Origin of the sequence: Streptomyces sp. NPDC021019 (genome assembly GCF_044333295.1) — a bacterium.
In the GTDB taxonomy this organism is placed as follows: Bacteria; Actinomycetota; Actinomycetes; order Streptomycetales; family Streptomycetaceae; genus Streptomyces.
In genome coordinates this window covers 236,204-259,005 of sequence record NZ_JBIRQR010000001.1, presented here as the reverse complement: position 1 = coordinate 259,005, position 22,802 = coordinate 236,204, and the positions used below count along the sequence as shown (strand labels likewise).

General features: G+C 70.7%; 21 protein-coding genes. 13 read left to right on the top strand and 8 right to left on the bottom strand.

Annotated features, from left to right (window positions below):
- Positions 1–11 precede the first annotated feature (11 nt).
- Positions 12–530 (bottom strand): ATP-binding protein, encoded by a 519-nt coding sequence (locus tag ACH4RG_RS01150; RefSeq protein WP_397918685.1) that lies wholly within the window; start codon positions 528–530, stop codon positions 12–14.
- 293 nt (positions 531–823) lie between these two features.
- On the opposite strand from ACH4RG_RS01150, the gene ACH4RG_RS01145 reads away from it, so the two are divergent.
- The 9 genes from ACH4RG_RS01145 to ACH4RG_RS01105 all read left to right on the top strand — a co-directional run bounded on the left by ACH4RG_RS01145 (position 824) and on the right by ACH4RG_RS01105 (position 11,030).
- Positions 824–1,690 carry a hypothetical protein gene (locus ACH4RG_RS01145; protein ID WP_397918687.1) on the top strand — a complete coding sequence of 289 codons (867 nt, stop codon included), beginning with the start codon at positions 824–826 and terminating at the stop codon, positions 1,688–1,690.
- 148 nt (positions 1,691–1,838) lie between these two features.
- Positions 1,839–2,585, top strand: a complete 747-nt coding sequence (locus ACH4RG_RS01140; protein WP_397918689.1) for a YcnI family protein — start codon at positions 1,839–1,841, stop codon at positions 2,583–2,585.
- Positions 2,586–2,630: 45 nt separating this feature from the next.
- A complete protein-coding gene (locus tag ACH4RG_RS01135) occupies positions 2,631–3,290 on the top strand; it encodes an SCO family protein (protein ID WP_397918691.1) in 660 nt (219 codons plus the stop codon).
- On the top strand, positions 3,287–3,733 hold the full coding sequence (locus ACH4RG_RS01130) for a copper chaperone PCu(A)C (RefSeq protein ID WP_397930815.1): 447 nt from the start codon (positions 3,287–3,289) through the stop codon (positions 3,731–3,733). The genes ACH4RG_RS01135 and ACH4RG_RS01130 overlap by 4 nt, the downstream gene beginning before the upstream one ends.
- A gap of 12 nt (positions 3,734–3,745) precedes the next feature.
- The gene (locus ACH4RG_RS01125; RefSeq protein WP_398538894.1) at positions 3,746–5,764 is read left to right on the top strand and encodes a copper resistance CopC/CopD family protein; all 2,019 of its coding nucleotides are present in this window, start codon (positions 3,746–3,748) and stop codon (positions 5,762–5,764) included.
- A 5-nt stretch (positions 5,765–5,769) separates the two neighbouring features.
- The gene (gene efeB, locus ACH4RG_RS01120; protein WP_398538893.1) at positions 5,770–7,116 is read left to right on the top strand and encodes an iron uptake transporter deferrochelatase/peroxidase subunit; all 1,347 of its coding nucleotides are present in this window, start codon (positions 5,770–5,772) and stop codon (positions 7,114–7,116) included.
- A 176-nt stretch (positions 7,117–7,292) separates the two neighbouring features.
- Positions 7,293–8,228, top strand: coding sequence for a prephenate dehydratase (pheA, locus tag ACH4RG_RS01115; protein WP_397918699.1), 936 nt, complete (start codon positions 7,293–7,295; stop codon positions 8,226–8,228).
- 712 nt (positions 8,229–8,940) lie between these two features.
- On the top strand, positions 8,941–10,218 hold the full coding sequence (gene serS / locus ACH4RG_RS01110; protein WP_397930823.1) for a serine--tRNA ligase: 1,278 nt from the start codon (positions 8,941–8,943) through the stop codon (positions 10,216–10,218).
- Entirely contained in the window at positions 10,215–11,030 is an 816-nt protein-coding gene (locus tag ACH4RG_RS01105) for an HAD family hydrolase (protein ID WP_398538892.1), read from the top strand. The genes serS and ACH4RG_RS01105 overlap by 4 nt, the downstream gene beginning before the upstream one ends.
- A 71-nt stretch (positions 11,031–11,101) precedes the next feature.
- On the opposite strand, the gene ACH4RG_RS01100 is transcribed toward ACH4RG_RS01105, so the two are convergent.
- The 5 genes from ACH4RG_RS01100 to ACH4RG_RS01080 all read right to left on the bottom strand — a co-directional run bounded on the left by ACH4RG_RS01100 (position 11,102) and on the right by ACH4RG_RS01080 (position 15,666).
- Positions 11,102–11,800 (bottom strand): hypothetical protein, encoded by a 699-nt coding sequence (locus tag ACH4RG_RS01100; RefSeq protein WP_398162135.1) that lies wholly within the window; start codon positions 11,798–11,800, stop codon positions 11,102–11,104.
- 305 nt (positions 11,801–12,105) lie between these two features.
- Complete coding sequence (locus tag ACH4RG_RS01095; RefSeq protein ID WP_397918707.1) at positions 12,106–12,825, bottom strand: ABC transporter permease subunit; 720 nt, start codon at positions 12,823–12,825, stop codon at positions 12,106–12,108.
- A 30-nt stretch (positions 12,826–12,855) separates the two neighbouring features.
- On the bottom strand, positions 12,856–13,767 hold the full coding sequence (locus ACH4RG_RS01090) for an ABC transporter ATP-binding protein (RefSeq protein WP_397918709.1): 912 nt from the start codon (positions 13,765–13,767) through the stop codon (positions 12,856–12,858).
- Positions 13,764–14,672, bottom strand: a complete 909-nt coding sequence (locus ACH4RG_RS01085; protein WP_397930832.1) for an ABC transporter permease — start codon at positions 14,670–14,672, stop codon at positions 13,764–13,766. The genes ACH4RG_RS01090 and ACH4RG_RS01085 overlap by 4 nt, the downstream gene beginning before the upstream one ends.
- The gene (locus tag ACH4RG_RS01080) at positions 14,662–15,666 is read right to left on the bottom strand and encodes an ABC transporter ATP-binding protein (protein WP_397919286.1); all 1,005 of its coding nucleotides are present in this window, start codon (positions 15,664–15,666) and stop codon (positions 14,662–14,664) included. Before ACH4RG_RS01080 ends, ACH4RG_RS01085 begins: the two co-directional genes overlap by 11 nt.
- A gap of 436 nt (positions 15,667–16,102) precedes the next feature.
- Between ACH4RG_RS01080 and ACH4RG_RS01075 the strand changes: the two genes are divergently transcribed.
- The 4 genes from ACH4RG_RS01075 (at position 16,103) to ACH4RG_RS01060 (ending at position 20,420) form a co-directional block, all read left to right on the top strand.
- Entirely contained in the window at positions 16,103–16,954 is an 852-nt protein-coding gene (locus ACH4RG_RS01075) for a M24 family metallopeptidase (protein ID WP_397930875.1), read from the top strand.
- Positions 16,951–18,723: an SDR family oxidoreductase gene (locus tag ACH4RG_RS01070; RefSeq protein ID WP_397918713.1), complete on the top strand. Its 1,773-nt coding sequence runs from the start codon at positions 16,951–16,953 to the stop codon at positions 18,721–18,723. The genes ACH4RG_RS01075 and ACH4RG_RS01070 overlap by 4 nt, the downstream gene beginning before the upstream one ends.
- Positions 18,720–19,667, top strand: a complete 948-nt coding sequence (locus tag ACH4RG_RS01065; protein WP_398538891.1) for a MerR family transcriptional regulator — start codon at positions 18,720–18,722, stop codon at positions 19,665–19,667. Before ACH4RG_RS01070 ends, ACH4RG_RS01065 begins: the two co-directional genes overlap by 4 nt.
- 198 nt (positions 19,668–19,865) lie before the next feature.
- Entirely contained in the window at positions 19,866–20,420 is a 555-nt protein-coding gene (locus ACH4RG_RS01060; RefSeq protein WP_398538890.1) for an RNA 2'-phosphotransferase, read from the top strand.
- 187 nt (positions 20,421–20,607) lie between these two features.
- Here the strand turns inward: ACH4RG_RS01060 and ACH4RG_RS01055 are convergent, their stop codons facing one another.
- Together ACH4RG_RS01055 and ACH4RG_RS01050 are read right to left on the bottom strand one after the other, a co-directional pair.
- Complete coding sequence (locus ACH4RG_RS01055) at positions 20,608–21,510, bottom strand: LLM class flavin-dependent oxidoreductase (protein ID WP_397918719.1); 903 nt, start codon at positions 21,508–21,510, stop codon at positions 20,608–20,610.
- 126 nt (positions 21,511–21,636) lie between these two features.
- A complete protein-coding gene (locus ACH4RG_RS01050; RefSeq protein ID WP_397918721.1) occupies positions 21,637–22,308 on the bottom strand; it encodes a CBS domain-containing protein in 672 nt (223 codons plus the stop codon).
- Positions 22,309–22,802 lie beyond the last annotated feature (494 nt).

Here is a 22,802-nt window from a genome sequence, read left to right as displayed (position 1 = left end):
CGCGCCGTTCACTACACCGTGAGCAGCGCGCCCTCGCGCCATTTCAGGACCTTGTCGAAGCGCACCACCGCGCCGTGGCCCGGGCGGTTGCCGAACTGGACGTGGTCCGAGAGCTGCTGGATGAGGTCGAGGCCCCGGCCGCTCTCGGCCTCGGCGTCCCGCGGGGGGAGCGGGTGCCGCGGGTGCTGTTCTGCGTGCGCGGCGGGGCGAAGCGCGCGGCGGGCGGGAAAGCCCGGCCCCGAGTCGCTGACCTCGATACGGCATTTCTCACCGTCCAGATAGGCCGTGACCCGGTACTGCCCGGAGTCCGTGGCAGGGCGGCCGTAGCCGGAATCCCCCGGCTCCCCGAGCGCCGTCCGGTCGCCACCGTGTTCGACGGCGTTCGCACAGGCCTCGCTGAGCGCGACCGACAGGTCGAAGGAGATGTCCGGATCCACCCCTGCGGTTTCCATGGTTCCGAGCAGAAAACGACGGGCGAGCGGGACGCTCGCAGCTTCGCGCCGCAAATGGAGAGACCACCAGATGCTCATCTTTCAGCCTCCTGGCTGCGGCTCGACGTATCGATACGTATTGCCGTCCTCGGCACTTCGTAAGCACGGATCGGGTGGGAAAGCCCTCATTCGGCGGATGCGGACATTCGGCCGCCCGGTGTATGTACCCGCCCGGCACCTGGTCACCGGGCGTCCGTCCGGTGACCAGGGTGTCGCGCCCCCGGTCCGTACATCCCCCGCGAACGGGCTCAACAAGCACGGTTCGGGACGGACTCTGACCTTCCCGACCTGCCGTACGGGACAGGCGGGTGCAGTGCGATGATGTCCCGGCCATGTCCACGCCTCTCGCACACGCAGGAGCCGGTCTGCGGCTCATGAGGGCCGCGGTGTTCACCGCGGCCTGCGTCGTGCTGTCCGCTGCCGGACACGCGCTCGCCGCCGGAGCGCCCGTCCCCGCGTGGACACTGCTCGCCGGATTCCTCGGCGTCCTCGCCGTCGCCACGGTCCTCGCCGGACGGGAACGTTCCCTTCCGTCGATCGCGGGCGCGCTGGCCGGCGGGCAGCTCCTCCTGCACGTGCTCTTCGCGTACGGCAGCCACGCCGGCGCTCCTGCCGCCGCGACGCCCACGGGCGGCGACAACCCGGTCATCCGGTTCGCCGCCGGTCTCGTCTGCGGTGCCGGCCCGGAGCAGCTGACCGCGACCGACGCCCACCGCATCGTCTCCTCCGCCGGCATCGACCCGGCGACGCTCACGGGAGCCCACGGCCACCTCGCGGACGGCGGTGCCGCCGGAGCGGTCGGGACTGCCGCGTCGGCGGCCCCGGACGGCGTCTCCAACATCGCGCAGGTCTGCGCCGCGGTCTCCGCACTGCTGCCGAGCCTGTCGATGTTCCTGGCCCACGTCCTCGTCGCGCTCGCCACCGGCTGGCTGCTGCGGCGCGGCGAGATCGCCCTCTTCCAACTGGCCCGGCTCTCCGCCCACAGGGCCCAGGCACTGGCGGCCGGGGCCCGGCTGCGGTCCCTGCGGGCCGCGCTCGCCCTCGTCCGCGCCCTGCGGGCCGGGGCGCGCGAGCAGCTCATGGCCGGGCCGCGCGTTCCGCGTCACTCCGACGACGTGCCGGTACCGGCCGCCGGGGATCCTCTGCAACACCTGGTGATCAGGCGCGGGCCTCCGGCCCCGTACGCCCTCGCAGCCTGACGCGACGCCTCCACCTGCCCCGTGCGATCCGTCCGTGCACGTCCCTGTGCACGCACGCCCGCGGAACCGGGCCACGAGGTGTCGTGATGCCGCCGCGCACCCGCGCGCCGGACCACCGTGTTCCGTTTCCCCAGTGGAGATTCCTGCCATGAAGCTTTCCCGTATCGCCCTCGCCGGCGGCGTCGCCGCGTCCACCGTCCTGCTGATCGCCGGCCCGGCCGCCGCCCACGTCAGCGTCCAGCCGGTCGGCGAGGCCGCCAAGGGCGGATACGCCACGCTCAACTTCAAGGTCCCCAACGAGCGCGACCAGGCCTCGACGGTGAAGCTCGAAGTCAACTTCCCGGCCGACCACCCGCTGTCGTCCGTCACCCCGCAGGCCGTCCCCGGCTGGAAGATCGACATCGCCAAGAGCAAGCTCGACAAGCCTCTTGAGGTGCACGGCAAGAAGATCACCGAGGCCGTCTCCAAGGTGACCTGGACCGCGGACGAGGGCGAGATCGCCCCCGGCTACTTCCAGCAGTTCCCGGTCTCCGTCGGCGCGCTCCCCGAGGACGCCGACCAGCTCGTCTTCAAGGCGATCCAGACGTACGACAACAAGGAAGTCGTCCGCTGGATCGAGGAGCCCACGGCGGGCGGCGAGGAGCCCGCCAGCCCGGCCCCCGTCCTGAAGCTGACCGCCGCCGCCGAGGACGGCCACGGCGGCGCGGCCGACGGCGCCGGGAAGACCGACGACCCCAAGGCCGCCGACGCCGACGCGTCGGCCAAGGAGAGCAGCACCGCCGCGTCCTCATCCTCCAGCGACACCACCGCCCGCACGCTGGGCATCATCGGCATCGTCATCGGCATCGGTGGCATCGCGTTCGGCGTGCTCGCCGGACGTCGCCGCTCGGCCTGACCGGCCGGTTCCCTCACCCGCACCACGTTCAGGACACCTCATCCCATGCGTAACAAGAACGCAGTGACGGCCGTGGCGTTCGCCGCCGCGGCCGCACTGGCCCTCTCCGCCTGCGGCACCGCTGACGACAAGGCGGAGTCCTCTGCCATCGCCGACGTCAGCGCCGCGCCGAAGAACAAGGCCGCGACCGTACTCGACCAGCCGTTCACCAAGCCGAACCTCGTCCTCACCGACACCCACGGCAAGGAGTACGACCTCCGCGAGAAGACCAAGGGCAAGCCGACGCTCATCTACTTCGGCTACACCAACTGCCCCGACGTCTGCCCGCTGACCATGAGCAACATCTCCCTCGCCAAGCGGGAGCTGCCCAAGGCCGACCAGGAGAAGCTCCAGGTCGTCTTCGTCACCACCGACCCCGAGCGCGACACCCCCGCCTCGCTCGGCAAGTGGCTCTCCGCCCAGGACCCCTCCTTCACCGGCCTCACCGGCGACTTCCCGACCATCCAGGCCGGGGCGCGGCAGATCGGCATCGGCATCGACGCGCCGAAGAAGGAGAAGGACGGCACCGTCGTCTCGATGCATGGCGCCCAGGTCATCGCCTTCTCCCCGAAGACGGACCAGGGGTATGTGCTCTACGGCGAGGACACCACCGCCGAGGAGTACACGAAGGACCTCCCCAAGCTGCTCAAGGGGGAGGCTCCGTGAACCGCCGGGCGGCCCTCGCCGGCGTCCTGGCCCTCAGCACGGGGCTGACGCTGGCCGGCTGCTCGTCGGACGGCACGCCCGACCTGAAGGTCGTCGGCGCGTATCTGCCGCAGCCCGTCAGCGACATGGCCGCCGGCTTCCTCGTCGTCCAGAACAACGGCGATGCCGGGGACCGGCTCACCTCGGTGACCAGTCCGCTCTCCGACGACGTCACGATCCACGAGACGAAGAACCAGAGGATGCGCGAGGTCTCCTCGTTCGAGGTGCCCGCCAAGGGCGAGCTCGACCTCGAACGCGGCGGCAACCACATCATGTTCATGAAGCTCAAGCAGAAGCCCAAGCAGGGCGAGAAGGTCTCCGTCGAGCTGCACTTCGAGAAGGCCGGCCTCATCACGGTCGACCTGCCGGTGAAGGAAACCACCCACAACCCGAAGAAGCCGTGAGGGACTGAATCGATGTCTGCCACCGCCCCGTATGCCGGACCGTCCCCGATACGACGGCCCGTCGCCGCCGCCGCGCTCCTCGCCGCGCTGCTCAGCCTGGTGTTCGGGCTGCTGCTGGCCGGCGCGGGCCCGGCGTCCGCGCACGCCGCCCTCACCGGGAGCGACCCGCAGGACGGGGCGGTGGTGGACACCGCGCCCAAGGAGGTCACCCTCAGCTTCTCCGAGGCGATCGCCGTGGGCGACGACTCCATCCGCGTCCTCGACCCCAGCGGCAAGCGCGCCGACACCGAGGCCGAACCGCGCGACCTCTCCGAGGGATCCACCGTCCGCTACGGCGTCGCCCTCCACTCCGGTCTGCCGGACGGCACCTACACGGTGGCCTGGCAGGCGATCTCCGCCGACAGCCACCCCATCTCCGGCGCGTTCACGTTCTCCATCGGCGCCCCGTCCGAGACCACGGTGGCCCTGTCCTCCCAGGACGTGGGCGGCGGCCCGGTCGGCGTCGTCTACGACATCGCGCGCTACGCCGCCTACGGCGGATTCGTGCTGCTCGTCGGCGGCAGCGCGTTCGTCCTGGTCTGCTGGCGGTGGGGCGCGTCCGCCCTGCCGATGCAGCGGCTCGTGGTCCGCGGCTGGCTCACGCTGACCGCGGCGACCCTGGTCATGCTGCTGCTGCGCAACCCGTACACGGGCAGCGGAAAGTTCGCCGACGCCTTCGACCTCGCCGGGCTCCAGTCCGTCCTGGACACCAAACCCGGCGCCGCCCTCGTCTCCCGGCTGCTGCTGCTCGGGGCCGCCGCCCTGTTCATCGCCGTGCTCTTCGGCACGTACGCCCGGCGTGAGGACGAGCGGGAGAAGAAGGACCTCACCTTCGGCCTCGCCGTCGGGGGCGGGGTCGTCGCGGCGGGCATCGCCGCCACCTGGGCGATGTCCGAGCACGCCTCGACCGGCATCCAGGCGTCCATCGCCATGCCGGTGGACGTCCTGCACCTGCTGGCCGTCGCCGCGTGGCTCGGCGGGCTCGCCTCGCTCCTGGTGGCTCTGTACCGGACGCCGGACATCGGGAGCGCCGCGGTCCGGCGCTTCTCCGCGGTCGCGTTCGGCAGCGTCGTGGTCCTGGCGGCGACCGGGATCTACCAGTCCTGGCGGCAGGTCGGCTCCTGGTCGGCGCTGACCGGGACGCGCTACGGGCAGCTGCTGATCCTCAAGGTGGCGCTGATCGCCGTCCTGCTCGCCGTCGCCTGGTTCTCCCGGCGTTGGACGGGGCGGCTGACGGACACCGCGGTCGCCTCCTCCGGAGCCGAGGAAGAGGGAGCCGCGACGGAGCCGGGGAACGCCGCCCCAGCCCCGTCGGCGGAGGCCTCCTCTGCGGCTTTCCAGGCCTCTGAAGCTTCCGGGGCTTCCGAGGCTTCCGAGGCTTCCGAGGCTTCCGAGGCTTCCGACGAGGACATCGCCCCCGAGCGCGCCGCGCAACTGGCCCGTCAGCGGGCCGTTCTGACCGCGACGGAGAAGAAGCGGGTACGGGACGCCGACCCGGAGCGCTCCGGGCTGCGCCGCTCGGTGCTGGCCGAAGCCGCCGTCGCCGTCGTCCTGCTGGCCGTCACCACCATGCTGACGTCCACCGAACCCGGCCGTACGGAGGAGGAGGCCGCGGCCGGCGCCACGACGGCCACGGCCCCCGCCGCCGGCGGCCCGGTCAACCTGAGCATGCCGTTCGACACCGGCGGCGAGAACGGCAAGGGCACCGTCCGCATCGACATCGACCCCGGCCGCACCGGATCCAACGATCTGCACGTGTGGATCGACGGCAGTGACGGTGAGCCGATGGACGTTCCCGAGCTGAAGGTGGCCCTCACTCTGGAGTCGAAGGACATCGGCCCGCTGCCGGTCGTGCCGGACCGGCTGGCCGAGGGGCACTGGACGGCGAGCGGCGTACAGATCCCGATGGCCGGGGACTGGAAGGTCGACGTGACGGTACGGACCTCCGACATCGACCAGGTCACCATCGACAAGAACGCGAAGATCGGCTGAGCACGGTGAGCAAGACCAAGAAGCAGACCCCGGACGAGACCGCCGCCCCCGGCTCCCCGGGCAGCCCCGCCACCGGTTCGCCGCGCGCCGACAACGCCGGCGGTACCGGCGTATCTCGGCGGCGGCTGCTCGGCACGGCGGGTGCGGCGGGCGCCACGGGGTTGGTGCTGGGGGCCGGGGGCGGGGCCGCCGGGTACGCCGCCACCCGCCCCGAGGAGGAGGCCGCGCTGACGAGCGTCGGGGCGGCCGAGGCGATGTTTCACGGGAAACATCAACCGGGGATCACCACTCCGCTTCAGGCCCGGGGCCATCTCGTCGCCTTCGACCTGACGGCGGGCGCCCGGCGCAAGGAGGCGGCGGCCCTGCTGCGGCGCTGGTCCGCGGTGGCGAAGGAGCTGATGGCGGGCCGCCCCACGGCGGGCGGACCGGACGGCCCCGGGCATGACACCGGGATCGCCCTGGACGCGGGGCCGTCGTCCCTGACCGTCACCTTCGGTTTCGGCCGTACGTTCTTCGCGCGCACCGGTCTGGCCGCCCGCCTGCCCGCCGCGCTCGACCCGCTGCCCGCGTTCTCCGCCGACGCCCTCGACGCCGGGCGGTCGAACGGCGACCTGTGGGTGCAGATCGGCGCGGACGACGCCCTGGTCGCCTTCCACGCGCTGCGGGCCCTCCAGAAGGAGGCCGCGGGCACGGCACGGGTGCGGTGGCAGATGAACGGCTTCAACCGCACCCCCGGCGCGACCGCCCGGCCGATGACCGCCCGCAACCTGATGGGCCAGATCGACGGGACCGGCAACCCGAAGCCGACCGACGAGGACTTCGACCGGCGCGTCTTCGTCCCCGCCTCCCCCGGGAAACCGCAGGAGTGGATGGAAGGCGGTTCATACGCCGTCGTCCGCCGGATCAGGATGCTCCTGGATGACTGGGAGAAGCTTCCGGTGGAACGGCAGGAGCGGGTCATCGGGCGGCGCAAGGCGGACGGGGCGCCCCTGAGCGGTGGGACCGAGACCACGGAGATGGACCTCGACAAGGCGGGCCCGGACGGCAGGCTCGTGATCCCCGACAACGCCCACGCCCGGATCTCCTCGCCCGAGAAGAACGGCGGCGCCGCCATGCTGCGCCGCCCGTTCTCGTACCACGACGGCATCGCGGCGGACGGCGCTCCGGACGCCGGGCTCCTCTTCGTCTGCTGGCAGGCGGACCCGTTCCGCGGATTCGTGCCGGTGCAGCGCAAGCTCGACCGGGGCGACGCGCTGTCGCCGTTCCTCCGGCACGAGGCGAGCGGGGTGTTCGCGGTCCCGGGCGGGGCGGCGGAGGGCGAGTACGTGGGTCAGCGGCTGCTGGAGTCGTAGGGGTGCCCGCGCCGTCCTCGCGTCGTCCTCGCGCCGTCGTCGCGCCGTGCTCGCTCCGGCCGGGAAGCGCGTGGGCTGTTCGGCCGGGAAGCGCGTGTGACGTGGTCTTCCCGCGCCCTTCCGACCGCATTCTGAGACTGCGCGGCGGGCCTCGCGGGGCGCATTAGGGTGACCGTATGTCAGCCACGCGCTACGCCTATCTCGGTCCCGAAGGCACCTTCACCGAGGTCGCCCTCCGTACGCTCCCGGAAGCCGCCACCCGGGAACTCGCCCCGATGGTGTCCGTGCCGGCCGCCTTGGACGCCGTGCGCAGCGGCGAAGCGGCGGCGGCGCTCGTGCCGATCGAGAACTCCGTCGAGGGCGGCATCACCGCGACGCTGGACGAGCTGGCCGGCGGGGAGCCGCTGATGATCTACCGCGAGGTGCTGCTCTCCATCACCTTCGCGCTGCTGGTACGGCCCGGGACCAAGCTGTCGGACGTCAAGACGGTCACCGCCCACCCGGCCGCCCAGCCGCAGGTGCGCAACTGGATGGCGACCCACCTCCCGGGGGCCCTGTGGGAGTCGGCCGCGTCCAACGCGGACGGGGCCCGGCTGGTCCAGGAGGGGCGGTACGACGCCGCGTTCGCCGGGGAGTTCGCCGCCGCGACCTACGGCCTGGAGCCGCTGGTGACGGAGATCCACGACGCGGAGAACGCCCAGACGCGCTTCGTCCTGGTGGGCCGGCCCGCCCGGCCCTCCGCGCCGACCGGCGCGGACAAGACCTCCGTGGTGATCTGGCTGGGCGACGACCATCCCGGCGCCCTCCTTGAGCTGCTCCAGGAGTTCGCGGTGCGCGGCGTCAACCTGATGCTGATCCAGTCGCGCCCGACCGGGGAGGGCATCGGCAACTACTGCTTCGCCGTGGACGCCGAGGGACACATCGCGGACCGGCGGGTCGGGGAGGCCTTGATGGGGCTGAAGCGGATCAGCCCGAAGGTGCGGTTCCTCGGCTCGTACCCGCGGGCGGGCGTGTCCCCGGACGAGGTGGGCCCACTGCGGGCGGGCACGTCGGACACGGCGTTCACGGAAGCATCCGACTGGCTGGCGCGCAGCCAGGACGGCCGGATCTGACAGGCGGGCAGGAGAAGCTCCGACGCGGAGTCTCGAAGGCTCCCGGGCGGCTTGCTTGCGCGCTCCGCAGCGGTGCGTTCTACAGATAGTCACGCACTCCGGAGAGTTATCCACAGGGGGATCTCGACCTGGGGACAAGTCGACTCCACAACGCGACATCGTCGACAAATCAACCGAGTCGACTCGGAGTCGTCCACAGAGGCGTGCGGCGGCGCGAGGCGTCCACGTGACCCCCTTCTCTTGATCGACTCTTCAGGGCAACGAATTCCCACCCGAACGAGCACGCGGAACGGGTTTGAGTGGGGTTTACGCAGGGATTCATCCGAGTTCTGGAGCAAATGCCCTCCAGTATCCACAGAACTTCCACACAGCCTGTGGATAACTATTCCGAGGCAGGACTCCCTGTGGACAACGGCGAACAGTACGACGCACCCCATGCCCTCAACTACCGCCCCACTCAAGGCGGGTACGGCAAGGTGGACCACGCCTCCCGCCCTGTTCGAGGGAGTCAACCACCGCTGTCGACCCCTCTTCCCCGCCCCGCCCTCTCCGCGCCGGCGCGGCATCGAGACCGATAGGGGGCGACATCAGCGTCGGAGTCCGCGCCGCCGACGATTCTCCGCAGAAACATCAATTCCGGCAATTCGGTCAAAGTGGCGCGCTCGACCATATCGATTCGAGTGCGAGAACCGCGCACCGGTAGCCTGGAGGAGTGATTGACCTTCGCCTGCTCCGTGAGGACCCCGACCGTGTTCGCGCCTCCCAGCGCGCCCGTGGAGAGGACGTCGACCTCGTCGACGCCCTGCTCTCCGCCGACGAGCTGCGCAGGTCGTCCGGCGTCCGCTTCGACGAACTCCGTGCTGAACAGAAGGCCCTCGGCAAGCTGATCCCCAAGGCCACCCCCGAGGAGCGCACCGAGCTCCTCAAGAAGGCCGAACAGCTCAAGGCCGGCGTCAAGGCGGCCGACGCCGCCCAGGACGAGGCCGACGCGGACGCCAAGCGGCTCCTGCTCCAGCTCGGCAACATCGTCCACGAGGACGTGCCGGTCGGCGGCGAGGAGGACTTCGTCGTCCTGGAGACCCACGGCACCATCCGGGACTTCGGCGCCGAGGGCTTCGAGCCCAAGGACCACCTGGAGATCGGCGAGGCGCTCGGCGCCATCGACATGGAGCGCGGGGCCAAGGTCTCCGGCTCGCGGTTCTACTACCTCACGGGCATCGGAGCGCTGCTGGAGCTCGCCCTCGTGAACGCGGCGATCGCGCAGGCCACCGAGGCCGGCTTCGTCCCGATGCTCACCCCTGCGCTGGTCCGCCCCCGCGCCATGGAGGGCACCGGCTTCCTCGGCCAGGCCGCGGAGAACGTGTACCACCTGGAGAAGGACGACTACTACCTGGTCGGCACCTCCGAGGTCCCCCTCGCCGCGTACCACATGGACGAGATCATCGACGCCGACAAGCTGCCCCTGCGGTACGCCGGGTTCTCCCCGTGCTTCCGCCGCGAGGCCGGCACGTACGGCAAGGACACCCGCGGCATCTTCCGCGTCCACCAGTTCGACAAGGTCGAGATGTTCTCGTACGTCGACCCCACGGACGCCGAGGCCGAGCACCGCAGGCTCCTGGACTGGGAGAAGCAGTGGCTCACCGCCCTCGAGCTGCCCTTCCAGGTGATCGACGTCGCCACCGGTGACCTCGGCTCCTCCGCCTCGCGGAAGTTCGACTGCGAGGCGTGGATCCCGACCCAGGGCAAGTACCGCGAGCTCACCTCCGCGTCGAACTGCGACGGCTTCCAGGCCCGCCGCCTGTCCGTCCGGATGCGCGAGGGCAAGAAGGTCCAGCCGCTGGCCACGCTGAACGGCACGCTCTGCGCCGTACCGCGCACGATCGTGGCCATCCTGGAGAACCACCAGCTTCCCGACGGGTCGGTCCGGGTACCCGAGATGCTCCGCCCGTACCTGGGCGGGCGCGAGGTCCTGGAACCGGTCGCCAAGTGACCTTCCCCTACAAGCTCGTCGCGACCGACCTCGACGGCACACTGCTGCGCGGGGACGACACGGTCTCCCAACGCACCCGCGAGGCTCTGGCCGCCGCCACATCGGCCGGAGCCGCGCACATCATCGTCACCGGACGTGCGGTCCCCTGGACCCGGCACATCCTGGACGACCTCGGTTACGAGGGACTCGCGGTCTGCGGTCAGGGCGCGCAGGTCTACCACGCGGGCGAGCACAAGCTGCTGACCTCGCTGACCCTGGACCGGCAGCTCGCCGGTCTCGCGCTGTCCAAGATCGAGGCGGAGGTCGGCCCGCTGTACCTGGCGGCCAGCCGCGACGGTCTTGAGGGCGAAGTGCTGGTCGGCCCCGGCTACCGGGTGCAGGAGGGGCCGCTCCCGTATCTCTTCGTGGACGACGCCACCGAGATGTGGACGGCTCCGCTCAACAAGGTCTACATACAGCACCCGGAGCTGGACGACGACGCGCTGGCCTTCGCCGCGCGGGCGGCGGTGGGCAGCCTGGTCGACGTGGTCATGGCCGGGGCCGGCGTGGTCGAGATCCTGCCGCTGGGCCTGAGCAAGGCGACCGGCCTCTCGCTGGCCGCCCGCCGGCTCGGTGTGAAGGCGGCCGACACGATCGCCTTCGGCGACATGCCGAACGACATCCCGATGTTCGGCTGGGCCCACCACGGCGTGGCCATGGCCAACGCCCACGACGACCTGAAGGCCGTCGCCCACGAGATCACGGCGTCCAACGATGACGACGGCATCGCGGTGGTACTGGAGGAGCTGCTCCGCTCGGCGCCCGTGCAGTAGGACGCCCACCCGGCAGCACGACAGCGGCCCGGCACCGTTTCCCACGGTGCCGGGCCGCCGGTGTATCGGCGCTACCCGCGCTGCCCACTACGGCGGCGCAGGTCCTTCAGCTGCCGGGCGAAGGAGTCCAGCCGCCCGTCCAGACGGACGACGTCCTGCTGCACGTCCGTCAGCCGCAGGCTCATCGCCCCGATCACCTGGTGCGTCACCTCCACCTTGCGGTCCAGACTGTCGAGCCGCTCCGACATCCGCACCAGCACCGGCCCGAGCTCCTGCAGCGCGCTGCCGACGCCGGTGAGGCAGCTCTCGATGCTCGTGACGCGCTGGTCGAGGGAGGCGTACTGCGTGCGCAGCGCCTCCTCCGCGTCGAGAAGGTACGTACGCACGCAGCGGGCGATGTCGCTGTCGCGAAGAAGCAGGGCGATGTTGAGGACGGTCCTGCGGGTGTAGAGCCGCAGTTGCGTGGCCGCCTGTGGATAACTTTCCACTCCGTCACGGGGCCATAGAGACACCATGTCGCTTTGGAAGGACCGCAGGTCAGCGCCGCGCAACACGCGCAGCCCACTCTCGGTCAACTCCTCCTGGTGCCGATCGGTCAGCCTTTTGACCGCACCTGTGGATACTTCGAAGTAACGAGCCACCTCCTCGGTGCGAACGTGAATTCCGTCCGGGAGCATGACAAGGCTCTTCACCTTGTCGAGGACGTCGACGCGCCCCATCTGCTCCCCGCGCAACGCGCGCGATTCGAGCAGGGCGACTTCCGTGGGCATGGGTGTGCCTTTCGTACGAGGGAATGACGAGGACGGCCCACACCCCGGGCTTCAGGGGTGGAGGACGCTCACGGTTGCCACTCACTCGATGACCGGTCCGGTGGGCTGAGCCTCACCCGGTGTCGGCATTCCCCTATTTCACGATCGCTACGACGCCACGGATTCCGGTTGCCTCCACGCGCCCTGCCCAACGACCCGATAAACGTACGGTTACGCGCACACCTGTCCGCTCATACGACGACCCCCGCCCAGGTCCGAAAGGGCGGGGGTCGTCGGGGCGCGGCAGGCGGCTCAGGCCGCAGGCCTCACTCCTCGCCCGCCAGCTTCAGCGCTCGCAGCTTCTGGCCCGCGTACCAGGTGGCGGCGACCGTGACCGCGACCAGCAGGACCGTGGCGAGCGGCAGGCCGACGTCCGAGGTCACCGCGCCGTCGCCCGCGACCTTCTGGGCGACCGCCAGGGACCACTGCTGGACGCTGAGCGTCCGCGCGCCGGCCACCAGGCTGCCGAACAGGGCCTCCCAGACCAGCGCGTAGACCAGGCCGAGGACGACCGCGTGCCGGCTGACCGTGCCGAGCAGCAGGAACAGGGCGCTGTACGCGATCGAGGCGACCAGCGCCGCGATCGTGTAGGCGACCGCGACCTGCTGGCCGTTGCCGTTGAGGATCAGGCCCGCGAGAAGCGTCGGCAGGGCGGAGAAGACCATGGTCACCGCGATGGCCACGATCAGCTTGGTGAAGATGATCGTGGGCCGCTTCACGGGCTTGGCGAGCAGGTAGACGATCGAACCGTCGTCGATCTCGGGTCCGATCGCCCCGGTGCCCGCGATCACGCCGATCAGCGGCACCATCGTGGCGATGGCGAAACCGCCGAGGACGTCCGAGGCGATCTGGTCATCGGCTCCGGCGAACATGCGCACCGCCGCGGCGATGAGCAGCAGCAGTGCGGGCAGGACGAACAGAATGGCGGCCCGGCGCCGGCCGAGCAGGGCCCGGTAGGTGAGCCGGGCGACTGTGGGGTCGTACATGACGGTGCACAGCTCCTTTCAGGCCACTACTCAGGCCGCTACGAGGTAGGAAAAGACCGATTCGAGGGACTCGTCGGACGGCGAGACGGTGAGCAACCGGATGGACTGCTCACGGGCCACCCTCGGCAGCAGTTCGGTGAACCGCCCGAAGTCGACGGCCTGGATGCGCAGTGCCTTCTCGGTCACGTCGACCTCGATGCCCGCCGTGGACGGGTCGGCGATGAGCGCGGCCGCCAGGGCGCGGTCGTCGCTGGAGCGCACCAGATAGCGGTGCGGGCGGTCCGTCATCAGCCGGCGGATCTTCCGGAAGTCGCCGGACGCGGCGTGGCGCCCGGCCACGATCACCTCGATGTGCGAGGCCAACTGCTCGACCTCTTCGAGGATGTGGGAGGAGAACAGGACGGTCCGCCCCTCGCCCCCCATCCGCCGCAGCAGTTCCATCAGCTGCATCCGCTGGCGCGGGTCCATCCCGTTGAACGGCTCGTCCAGGAGCAGCACCGAGGGCTCGTGGACCAGCGCGGAAGCCATCTTCACGCGCTGGCGCATGCCCTTGCTGTACGTGGAGATCTTGCGGTCCTGCGCGTACTCCATCTGGACCGTGGCCAGCGCCTTCCGCGCCTCGGCCCCGCCCAGACCATGGAGTTCGGCGTTGGCGACGACGAATTCCTTGCCGGTGAGGAAGTCGTACATCCCCTCCCGCTCCGGGACGATGCCGATCTTCTTGTAGACGTCCTCGTTGCGCCAGATCGGTCGGCCGTCGAGCGTGACCTTCCCCGTCGAGGGGGCGAGGAACCCGCCCATCATGTTGATGAGGGTGGACTTTCCGGCGCCGTTCGGGCCGAGAAGTCCGGTGACGCCGGGCCCCACGGTCATGGAGACGTCGTTGACGGCGACCACGTTGCCGAACCAGCGCGAGGTGTGGTCGATCTCGATGGTGGTCACAGCCCGACCCTCCGGTAGCGGCGCATCAGAACGGCGTACGAGCCGGCGACGAGCGCGAGAACAGCGAACAGATAGACCACGCCGGTGCCGGCACCCGGGCCTTCCCCTCCGGGGAAGGCGGAGGGGGCGCCGAGGAACGCGGTCTGGACGCCGTCGATCAGCGTGATCGGCGAGAAGAGGCCCAGCCACTGCACGGCCCCCTCCGACCCGGTCTCCCAGGCGATGGCCTGGACCGTGGAGACGGCGCCGTAGGTGATGGTCAGGAGAGCGATCACCGCGGCGACGCCGAAGCCGCGCCGCGGGGTCAGGGCGGCCATCACGAGGCCGAGGCCGGCGAACAGCACGGACAGCAGCGCCACCGACACCAGGCCCTGGCCGAACCACTTGGTCTGATCGGCGAAGTCGAACTTCGCTAGCAGGGAGCCCACATAGAGGACGAGCAGCGGCGCGCCGGTGAGGATGAGGAGCGCGGCGGCGGTGGCGGCGAACTTCGCCCCCACGTAGTCGGCGCGCTCGATCGGCCGCGAGAAGTACAGGGGGACGCTCTTGAACCGGAGGTCCCTGGATACGGCCTGCGGCGCCTGGGCGGCGATGAACAGGCCGATGACGGCCTGGAGGTAGATCGCGTACGAGGTGTACTCGACCACCAGCTTGCTGGCGTCCGGGGCGGCCATGGAGACCGCCACCAGGATCGCCGCGACCAGCGTCATCACGCCGAACAGCAGCATGGGCAGCACTTTGGACTTGGCGGAGCGGCCCAGTCCGAAGGAGCCCCGCAGCGTCTGCGAGAACAGGGAACGGCGGGCGTAGGCCCGGCCGAGCCGCGGTCCGTCGTAGGAGCGGTAGCCGATGTTGTGGATCCGGGAGGCGTCGCGCCCGGCCGCGGTCCCGGTCTCAGTGCTCATCGCGACCGCTTCCCTTCTGCTGTACGGCCCCGGCGGTGGCGGCCGCGGCCGGGACGGCGGTGCTGTGCGCCCCGCCCTGTTCGTTACGGAAGACCTCGGCGATGTGGTGGCGGCGCTGTTCCATGCGGACCAGGCCGAGCCCGAGCCCGGCGACGCTGTCGCGGACCAGGTCGTACGTGTCCTCGCCGGCCGCCTCGATCAGCAGGATGTGGCCCGCGCCCGGCAGCCCCTCCGTGTCGATCCCGTCGTGGCCGATGAGGGTGACCCCGGCGTCGGTGAGGACCTTGCGCAGCGCGCCGGTGCCGTCGGGGTGGGTGTCGCTGTCGGTCACCTCGACCGCGAGGGTCGCGGTGGTCTGCGTGAAGTCGCTGGTGGAGCTGGAGCGCAGGAGCGTGCCGCCGTCGATGACGACGACGTGGTCGCAGGTGCGTTCCAGTTCGCCCAGGAGGTGCGAGGTCACCAGCACGGAGATGCCGAAGTCGGTGTGGATCCGGCGGATCAGGCCGAGCATCTCGTCCCGGCCGACCGGGTCCAGACCGTTGGTCGGCTCGTCGAGGAGGACCAGCTGGGGGTCGTGGACGAGGGCCTGGGCCAGCTTGACCCGCTGCTTCATTCCGGTCGAGTAGCCGCCGATGGGGCGGTAGCGCTCCTCGTAGAGGCCGACGTGGCGCAGCGTGTCGGCCGTGCGCTCGCGGGCCGCCGTGGGCGGCAGCCCCGACATGCGGGCCATGTGCACGACGAACTCGGTCGCCGAGACGTCGGGCGGCAGGCAGTCGTGCTCGGGCATGTACCCCACCCGTTCCCGGATGGCGGCGCCGCTGGTCGCGACGGAGAGCCCGAGCACTGCGGCCCGGCCTTCGGTGGCGGGGGAAAGACCCAGCAGGATCTTGATCAGTGTGGACTTGCCGGCTCCGTTGGAACCCACCAGACCGGTCACTCCCGGTCCGATGTCCAACGTGAGCCGGTCAAGCGCGGTCACCCGGGGGAACCGCATGCTCAGGGCTTCGGTAGCGATAACGGCTGTCACGGAAACGACGTTAGTGGCGCGGGCCACAGGGGTCGTCAGCCCTGATGGCTGGATCCACGTCAGACTCCAGGCGTACGCGCCCGTAGGGGGACCCCGCGCAGGACGAGACCGGTCTCCGGGACGGGCGGCGCGACCGGGGTCCATCAGAGGGGCCGACGCTCCGGTCCCACCGGAGCGTCGGTTCGGGGATCCCACGGGCCGGGTGGTCCGGGTTCCCACGGGCGGAGGTGATCAGGCTTCCCACCGGGGGCGGAGTTTTCCACAGACAGGGCTCCCGGCGCCCGTGCTTGTCCACAGGACGTGCGGCCCCCTTGACGCAGCCGCCGGACATGGTCACATTCATCAGTGTCACGTTACGGACGCGTACCGCACTCGGCAGGGAACGGACGGTGGCATGACCGGCATGACCGCGGCAGTGCGGCAGGAAAGCGCCCCGGAACTACGGGGGTTCAGGGAAGTCCAGCGTCTGGCCTATGCCTGCGCGGAGGCGGTCGCCGGTCAGCTGCGGTCGGGGGTGACCGAGCGCGAGGCGGCCCGGATGCAGCGCACGTGGCTGCGCGAGCGAGGCGTGCGCGACTGGTTCCACCTCCCGTTCGCCTGGTTCGGGGACCGCACGGCGTTCGCCGGGTTCAAGGTGCCGTTGCAGTTCTTCCCGACCGACCGGAAGCTGGAGCCGGGGATGCCGTTCATCCTCGACATGGCCCCGGTGTACAAGGGCTTCACCGCCGATGTCGGGTATGCGGGGTGCCTCGGCCTCAATCCACTGCACGACAGGCTGCTGGCCGATCTGGAGGCCCACCGCGAGCTGATCCTGCGGGAGGTGCGCGAGCGCCGTTCGCTGCGCGAGATATACGAGGACGTCGAACGCCTCTTGACCGCGCAGGGGTACGCGAACAGGCACCGGGCCTATCCCTTCGGCGTGATCGCCCACAAGATCGACCGCGTCGCGGAGCGCCGTTGGTCGCCCCGGGTGTTCGGTTTCGGCACCCAGGCTCTCAAGGGACTGGTGAGCGACGCGCTGCACGGTCATCGGGACGGCTGGTCGCCGCTGTGGAGCCCCCACCGCTTCTCCGACCACCCTCCGCAGCCGGGCCTGTGGGCGGTCGAACCCCACCTCGGATTCCGGGGGACGGGCGCGAAGTTCGAGGAGATCCTGGTCGTCACCGACTCCAAGGACCCCGAGCAGAGCGCTTTCTGGCTGGACGACGATCTGCCGCACGTGCGGCGCTGGGCCGAGGAGAAGGTGGCGGCGTGAATCTGTCTCAGGCACGTGAGCGACGCGTGGTCACGGGAGGCGTCGAGCTGTGCGTCGCCGAACTGGGCGACGCGGACCGTCCGACCGTGGTGCTGGTCCACGGCTATCCGGACAGCAAGGAGGTCTGGACGGACGTCGCCGTCCGGCTGGCCGAGCACTGGCACGTGGTGTTGTACGACGTGCGGGGGCACGGCAGGTCCACCGCCCCGAAGCCGCTGCGCGGCGGCTTCACCCTGGAGAAGCTGACCGACGACTTCCTGGCCGTGATCGACACGGTCAGCCCGGACCGGCCGGTGCACGTGGTCGGGCACGACTGGGGGTCCGTCCAGGCCTGGGAGTTCGTCACGGTCGGCAGGACCGAGGGCCGGATCGCCTCCTTCACCTCGATGTCCGGTCCGTCCCTGGACCACTTCGGGCACTGGATCAAGCGCCGGATGACCCGCCCCACCCCGCGCCGGGTCGGCCAGCTGCTCGGCCAGGGCGCGAAGTCCTGGTACGTGTACATGCTCCACACCCCCGTCCTGCCGGAGCTGGCCTGGCGCGGACCGCTCGGGAAGCGGTGGCCCCGGATCCTGGAACGCATGGAGAAGGTGCCCGCGGGCGACTACCCCACCGCCTCCCTGCCGGACGACGCGGCGCACGGAGCCTGGCTCTACCGCGACAACGTCCGCGCCCGGCTCAGCAGGCCCCGCGCGGACGCCTATGCCCACGCCCCCGTCCAGCTGATCACGCCGACCGGCGACTCGTTCCTCTCCGAGCGGCTCTACGACGGGCTGGAGGAGTGGGTCCCCACCCTGCTGCGCCGCTCGCTTCCGGCCAAGCACTGGGTGCCCCGGACCCGACCGGACCAGCTGGCCTCCTGGGTCGACGAGTTCGTCACCGCGAACGAGTCGGCCGGACGGAAGGGTGCGCCCGCGCAGCGGACGGCCGCGCAGGGGCCCTACGCGCAGCGGTTCGGCGGTCAGCTGGTCCTGGTGACGGGCGCGGCCTCCGGGATCGGGCGGGCCACCGCGTTCGCGTTCGCCGAGGCGGGCGCCCGGGTCGTGGCCGTGGACCGGGACGCGGAGGGGGCCGCCCGGACCGCGGAGATGGCGCGGCTGATCGGGGCGCCCGCGGCCTGGGGCGAGGCGGTCGACGTCAGCGACGAGGCCGCGATGGAGAAGCTCGCCGCCCGGGTCGCCGCCGAGTACGGCACCGTCGACGTCCTGGTCAACAACGCCGGGATCGGGCTGTCCGGCCCCTTCCTGGAGACCACGAGCGAGGAGTGGAAGAAGGTCCTCGACGTCAATCTGTGGGGGGTCATCCACGGCTGCCGGATCTTCGGCACTCAGATGGCGGACCGGGGCCAGGGCGGCCACATCGTCAACACGGCGTCGGCCGCCGCCTTCCAGCCGTCCCGGATGCTGCCCGCGTACAGCACGTCGAAGGCGGCCGTGCTGATGCTCAGCGAATGTCTGCGGGCCGAGCTGGCGGAGAAGTCGATCGGGGTGAGCGCGATATGTCCCGGCATCGTCAACACCAACATCACCGCGACCACGCGTTTCGCGGGGGCCGACGCGACGGAGGAGGCACGGCTCCAGAAGCGGACGAGCCGTCTCTACGGGCGGCGCAACTATCCGCCGGAGAAGGTCGCCGACGCGATCCTGCGGGCGGTCGTGCGCAACCAGGCGGTGGTGCCGGTGACCCCCGAGGCACGCGGCGCGCGGCTGCTGTCCCGGCTGAGCCCCGGGGCCCTGCGCTCCGTCGCCCGGCTGAAGCCCCCGCTGTGACCGGGGCCGGAGCCCGAGCCGCCGAGTACCGGATCGAGGACCTGTCCCACGCCAGCGGGGCCACCGTGCGCACGATCCGCGCCTACCAGGACCGGGGGCTGCTCCCGACGCCCGAGCGGCGCGGCCGGGCCAATGTGTACCGGGAGACCCATCTGGCCCGGCTGCGCCAGATCGCCGACCTGCTCGACCGGGGTTACACCCTGGCCAGCATCAAGGAGTTGCTGGAGGCGTGGGACGCGGGGCGCGGGCTCGGCGGGGTGCTCGGTCTGGTAGCCGAGGTGCACGGCCCGTGGACGGACGAGGAGGCCGACCGGATCAGCCGCCGGGAGCTGGACGCGAGGTTCGGCGGCCGGCAGGACGACGAGGCCATCGCCGAGGCCGTGGAGCTCGGCGTGCTGGAGCGGGTGCCCGGCCGGGACGACGAGTTCCTCGTACCCAGTCCGCAAGAGCTCGCCGTGGCCGTCGAGTTGCATGGCGCCGGGGTCCCGCTGGCCGCGATCTCCGGCCATCTGAGGGAACTTCGCGGTCAGGTGGAACACATCGCCTCCCGTTTCCTCGAGTTCACCACCGAGCACGTCTTCGCCCGCTATCTCGGCCATCGGCCGCCCACCGACTCCGACGCGGCCGAGGCGGCGTCTCTCGTACGGCGGCTGCGTCCCCTCGCACAGCAGACGGTGGACGCGGAACTGGCGCGCGCCATGCGGACGTTCGCCACGCGCCACCTGGACCAGCACCTCGGCGCGGCCGACACGACGAGCGCCGCTAACGCGACGCACCCCGTGCTGCTCCCTGCTCGCACAACACGCGCCGTGCGTCGACTGGTTGGCGCGGAGCATGTGGCCGCTTTCGTAGCGGCGGCCACCGAACGGGAGGTGCAGGCGCGCACCTTGGACCATCTGAGTGGAACTCCTGCCAAAGAGGGCAAAATAAACGAAAGCCCCTAAAGGCAGCGGCCGTTGTCCACAGAATCATCAAATAGCCTGTGGATAACTAGAGTTGGCTGTGGACCAAACCTGCCGGAGAAGAAGGATCGGAGAACCACGGAAGAACGAAGAACCGACGAGGTGACTAGGTGACGAGGTGAGAGGCCGACGAGCGGAAATACGGATGCACGGGCAGGCCCGCCACGCCACTCTGACGCCATGGACGAACGTCGCACCGTCAAGGTGTCCAAGTACCTCTCGAAGCATCTGCGGCATCAGCCGGAACGCATCGGCCTCACCCTCGACGAGAACGGCTGGGTGGCGGTCGAGGAGCTGCTGCGCGCCGCGGCCCTGCACGGATCGGCCATCTCCCGCGCCGAACTCGACCACGTCGTCACCGCCAACGACAAGCGGCGCTTCACCATCTGCCGCGGCGTCGAGGGCGACCGCATCCGCGCCCATCAGGGCCACACCGTCGCCGTCGACCTGGGCCTGCCGCCGGCCGAACCGCCCGCGTACCTCTACCACGGCACGGTCGCCCGGGTGATGGACGCGATCCGGACCGAGGGCCTGCGCCCCATGGCCCGCCACCACGTCCACCTGTCCCCCGACCGGGAGACAGCCACCCGGGTCGGCGCCCGTCGCGGCCGCCCCCTCGTCCTCACCGTGGACGCGGGCGCGATGCACCGCGCCGGCCATGTCTTCCGGGTCAGCGCCAACGGGGTCTGGCTCGCCGACGCCGTGCCTCCGCGGTTCCTGCGCCCGTGCGGCTGAGACCCTCCCGAACCGTGGCGATCATCGGGGCGAGGAACAGGCTGTCGAAGTCCGTCCGGGTCACCGCGCCGGCGGCGATGGCGGCGTGTCCACCAGCCGATCACCGGGGTGGCCGGCTTTCACCGAGGCGGGCCCGGTGCCCGTCGACCCCAGCTCCCAGTCCGTACGAGGCCCCGTGCCCCCGCCGCTACGCCAGCTGCGCGGGCGCCTCGGTCGCGATGCGCTCGAAGACCTTCGGGTCGACGTCGAAGACCGAATCCGGGACCGGGGCGTGAATGACGATCTCGGTGAAGCCCAGCTCCACGTGGCGCCCCGCGAAGTCGACGAACGCGTCCACGGACTCCAGTGGGCCGTTGCGGTCCGGCGTGAAGGCGGTGAGCAGGATCCGGTCCAGCTCGGACGCGTCCCGGCCGATCTCCGCGCAGGCCGCCGTGAGCCTCTCGCTCTGCCCCCGCAGCGCGGCCCGTGACTCCTCCGGGGTGCCGTTCTCGTACAACCCGGGGTCGCCGGTGGTGACCCAGGCCTGCCCATGCCGGGCGGCGAGCTTCAGACCGCGCGGTCCGGTCGCGGCCACCGCGAAAGGCAGCCGGGGCCGCTGGACACAGCCGGGGACGTTGCGGGCCTCCTCCGCGGTGTAGTACTTCCCGTGCTGGGTCACCGCGTCCTCGGTGAGCAGCCGGTCCAGGAGCGGGACGAACTCGGCGAAGCGGTCGGCGCGTTCGCGCGGGGTCCAGGCGTCCTGGCCCAGGGCGGTGGCGTCGAAGCCGCTGCCGCCGGCGCCGATACCGAGGGTGACCCGGCCGCCCGAGATGTCGTCCAGGGAGATCAGCTCTTTGGCCAGCGTGACCGGGTGACGGAAGTTCGGCGAGGTGACCAGAGTCCCGAGCCGGATCCGCTCCGTGCTCATGGCTGCGGCCGTCAGGGTCGGTACCGCCCCGAACCACGGTTTGTCCCTGAAGCTCCGCCACGAAAGGTGGTCGTAGGTGTAGGCGGCGTGGAAGCCGATCTCCTCGGCCCGCTGCCACACCTCCCGGCCCTGCTCAGGCCAGCGGTGGATCGGCAGGATCACAGTGCTCAGTCGCAGACTCATGCCGCCGAGCCTACGGTCCGGGCCCGCCGAAGCGGCCGGAGGCTCGTGGTCTTCCCTACCCCGTGACGTGCGCCCGGACGCCCACGTTCGCCGGGCATCTCGCCGACGAGGTGTTCCGGCACGGCGTCACCAGGGGCTGTGGTCGGGATCGTAGCTGCGGAGGATACCCACGAACCTTTCCAGCATGGCCAGCTGGTCGTCACGGAGAGGGCCGCCGTTGAAGTGCATCACCGTGTTCCGGACGTTCTTCACATGCCGCAGGAGACCGACGAAATGAGTACGGTCCACGCCGGGCCAGTTGAGCTTCTTCCAGCGCAGCTCGTCATCGAGCAGCCGGATGTACTCACCGAACATCAGCTGGTCGACGCTGCGTCGACGGCGGTCCTTGTGCACCTGCCGGACGTCCTCCTCGCCGTAGACACGTCCCAGGCAACGGCGGAGCCGGCGCTCGATCTCACCGAGAGTGAAGAAGGGCCCGGCGACAGACACGAACTCGGACGCGAGGTCGGCGGTTGTGACGATACCGATCAGCTCGCCTGCGCGGTTGCGGACGAGGACGAATCCATGTGCCTGGATGAACGGGAGCGCGGACAGCAGATGCGTCGCGGCGTCCACGACGTGGAATTCGCTGGTGAGTGCGTTCGGGACGCTTGGTGTCCGGCCGGTGGCGTGCATGTGGGCGATCGAGGCCCATGTGACCACACCCTGGAGTTTGCCGAACGAGTCCAGCACCGGTAGTTGCGAGTAACCGAGCTCGGCCATGGCACCCATGGCTCGCGCCAGTGAGTCCTCAGGCATCACCGAGGAAACCCCGTGGCCGGCACTGGGAATGGCACCGACCCGCATGGCTGACTGCGGCAACAGACCGAGGGGATCCTCACCTTGCCCGTACTCCGGCGGAGGGGACGCACCGTCGTCCGCCCCACCGGCGTTGCCGGGCGCGTTGGCCGCATCCGAAGCAGACGGCTCCGGCGACGGTCCGGCCGGGGAGGACGAAGACACCGACGCCCTCGCCGGATCCTCGGACGCCTTTTCGGGGCGGTCGCCCCGCTTCCCGACCGGGGGCGCGTCCGGAACGCTAGGGGCAGGGGGCATCGCGTCACGTAGCGATACCACTCGGATCTCGTCGTCGAGCGGGCCCGTCGCGAAGTCCGGTTCTGTCGTCAGTCCCGCGTTGGCCAGGTCGAGGGCCACTCGCGAGACCACCACATGGTTGCGGAATCGGACATCCCAGAGTGCCAGGAGCTGACGTCGGCTCAATGTGGAGCCTGCCAGGCCTGCCGGGATCCTCG

What these genes read in the sequence shown, in the direction of transcription:
- ACH4RG_RS01150 (WP_397918685.1), bottom strand. Translation starts at nt 530, where the DNA reads ATGAGCATCTGGTGGTCTCTCCATTTGCGGCGCGAAGCTGCGAGCGTC.
- ACH4RG_RS01145 (WP_397918687.1), top strand. Translation starts at nt 824, where the DNA reads ATGTCCACGCCTCTCGCACACGCAGGAGCCGGTCTGCGGCTCATGAGG.
- ACH4RG_RS01140 (WP_397918689.1), top strand. Translation starts at nt 1,839, where the DNA reads ATGAAGCTTTCCCGTATCGCCCTCGCCGGCGGCGTCGCCGCGTCCACC.
- ACH4RG_RS01135 (WP_397918691.1), top strand. Translation starts at nt 2,631, where the DNA reads ATGCGTAACAAGAACGCAGTGACGGCCGTGGCGTTCGCCGCCGCGGCC.
- ACH4RG_RS01125 (WP_398538894.1), top strand. Translation starts at nt 3,746, where the DNA reads ATGTCTGCCACCGCCCCGTATGCCGGACCGTCCCCGATACGACGGCCC.
- pheA (WP_397918699.1), top strand. Translation starts at nt 7,293, where the DNA reads ATGTCAGCCACGCGCTACGCCTATCTCGGTCCCGAAGGCACCTTCACC.
- ACH4RG_RS01100 (WP_398162135.1), bottom strand. Translation starts at nt 11,800, where the DNA reads ATGCCCACGGAAGTCGCCCTGCTCGAATCGCGCGCGTTGCGCGGGGAG.
- ACH4RG_RS01095 (WP_397918707.1), bottom strand. Translation starts at nt 12,825, where the DNA reads ATGTACGACCCCACAGTCGCCCGGCTCACCTACCGGGCCCTGCTCGGC.
- ACH4RG_RS01085 (WP_397930832.1), bottom strand. Translation starts at nt 14,672, where the DNA reads ATGAGCACTGAGACCGGGACCGCGGCCGGGCGCGACGCCTCCCGGATC.
- ACH4RG_RS01080 (WP_397919286.1), bottom strand. Translation starts at nt 15,666, where the DNA reads ATGCGGTTCCCCCGGGTGACCGCGCTTGACCGGCTCACGTTGGACATC.
- ACH4RG_RS01075 (WP_397930875.1), top strand. Translation starts at nt 16,103, where the DNA reads ATGACCGCGGCAGTGCGGCAGGAAAGCGCCCCGGAACTACGGGGGTTC.
- ACH4RG_RS01060 (WP_398538890.1), top strand. Translation starts at nt 19,866, where the DNA reads ATGGACGAACGTCGCACCGTCAAGGTGTCCAAGTACCTCTCGAAGCAT.
- ACH4RG_RS01055 (WP_397918719.1), bottom strand. Translation starts at nt 21,510, where the DNA reads ATGAGTCTGCGACTGAGCACTGTGATCCTGCCGATCCACCGCTGGCCT.
- ACH4RG_RS01050 (WP_397918721.1), bottom strand. Translation starts at nt 22,308, where the DNA reads ATGCCTGAGGACTCACTGGCGCGAGCCATGGGTGCCATGGCCGAGCTC.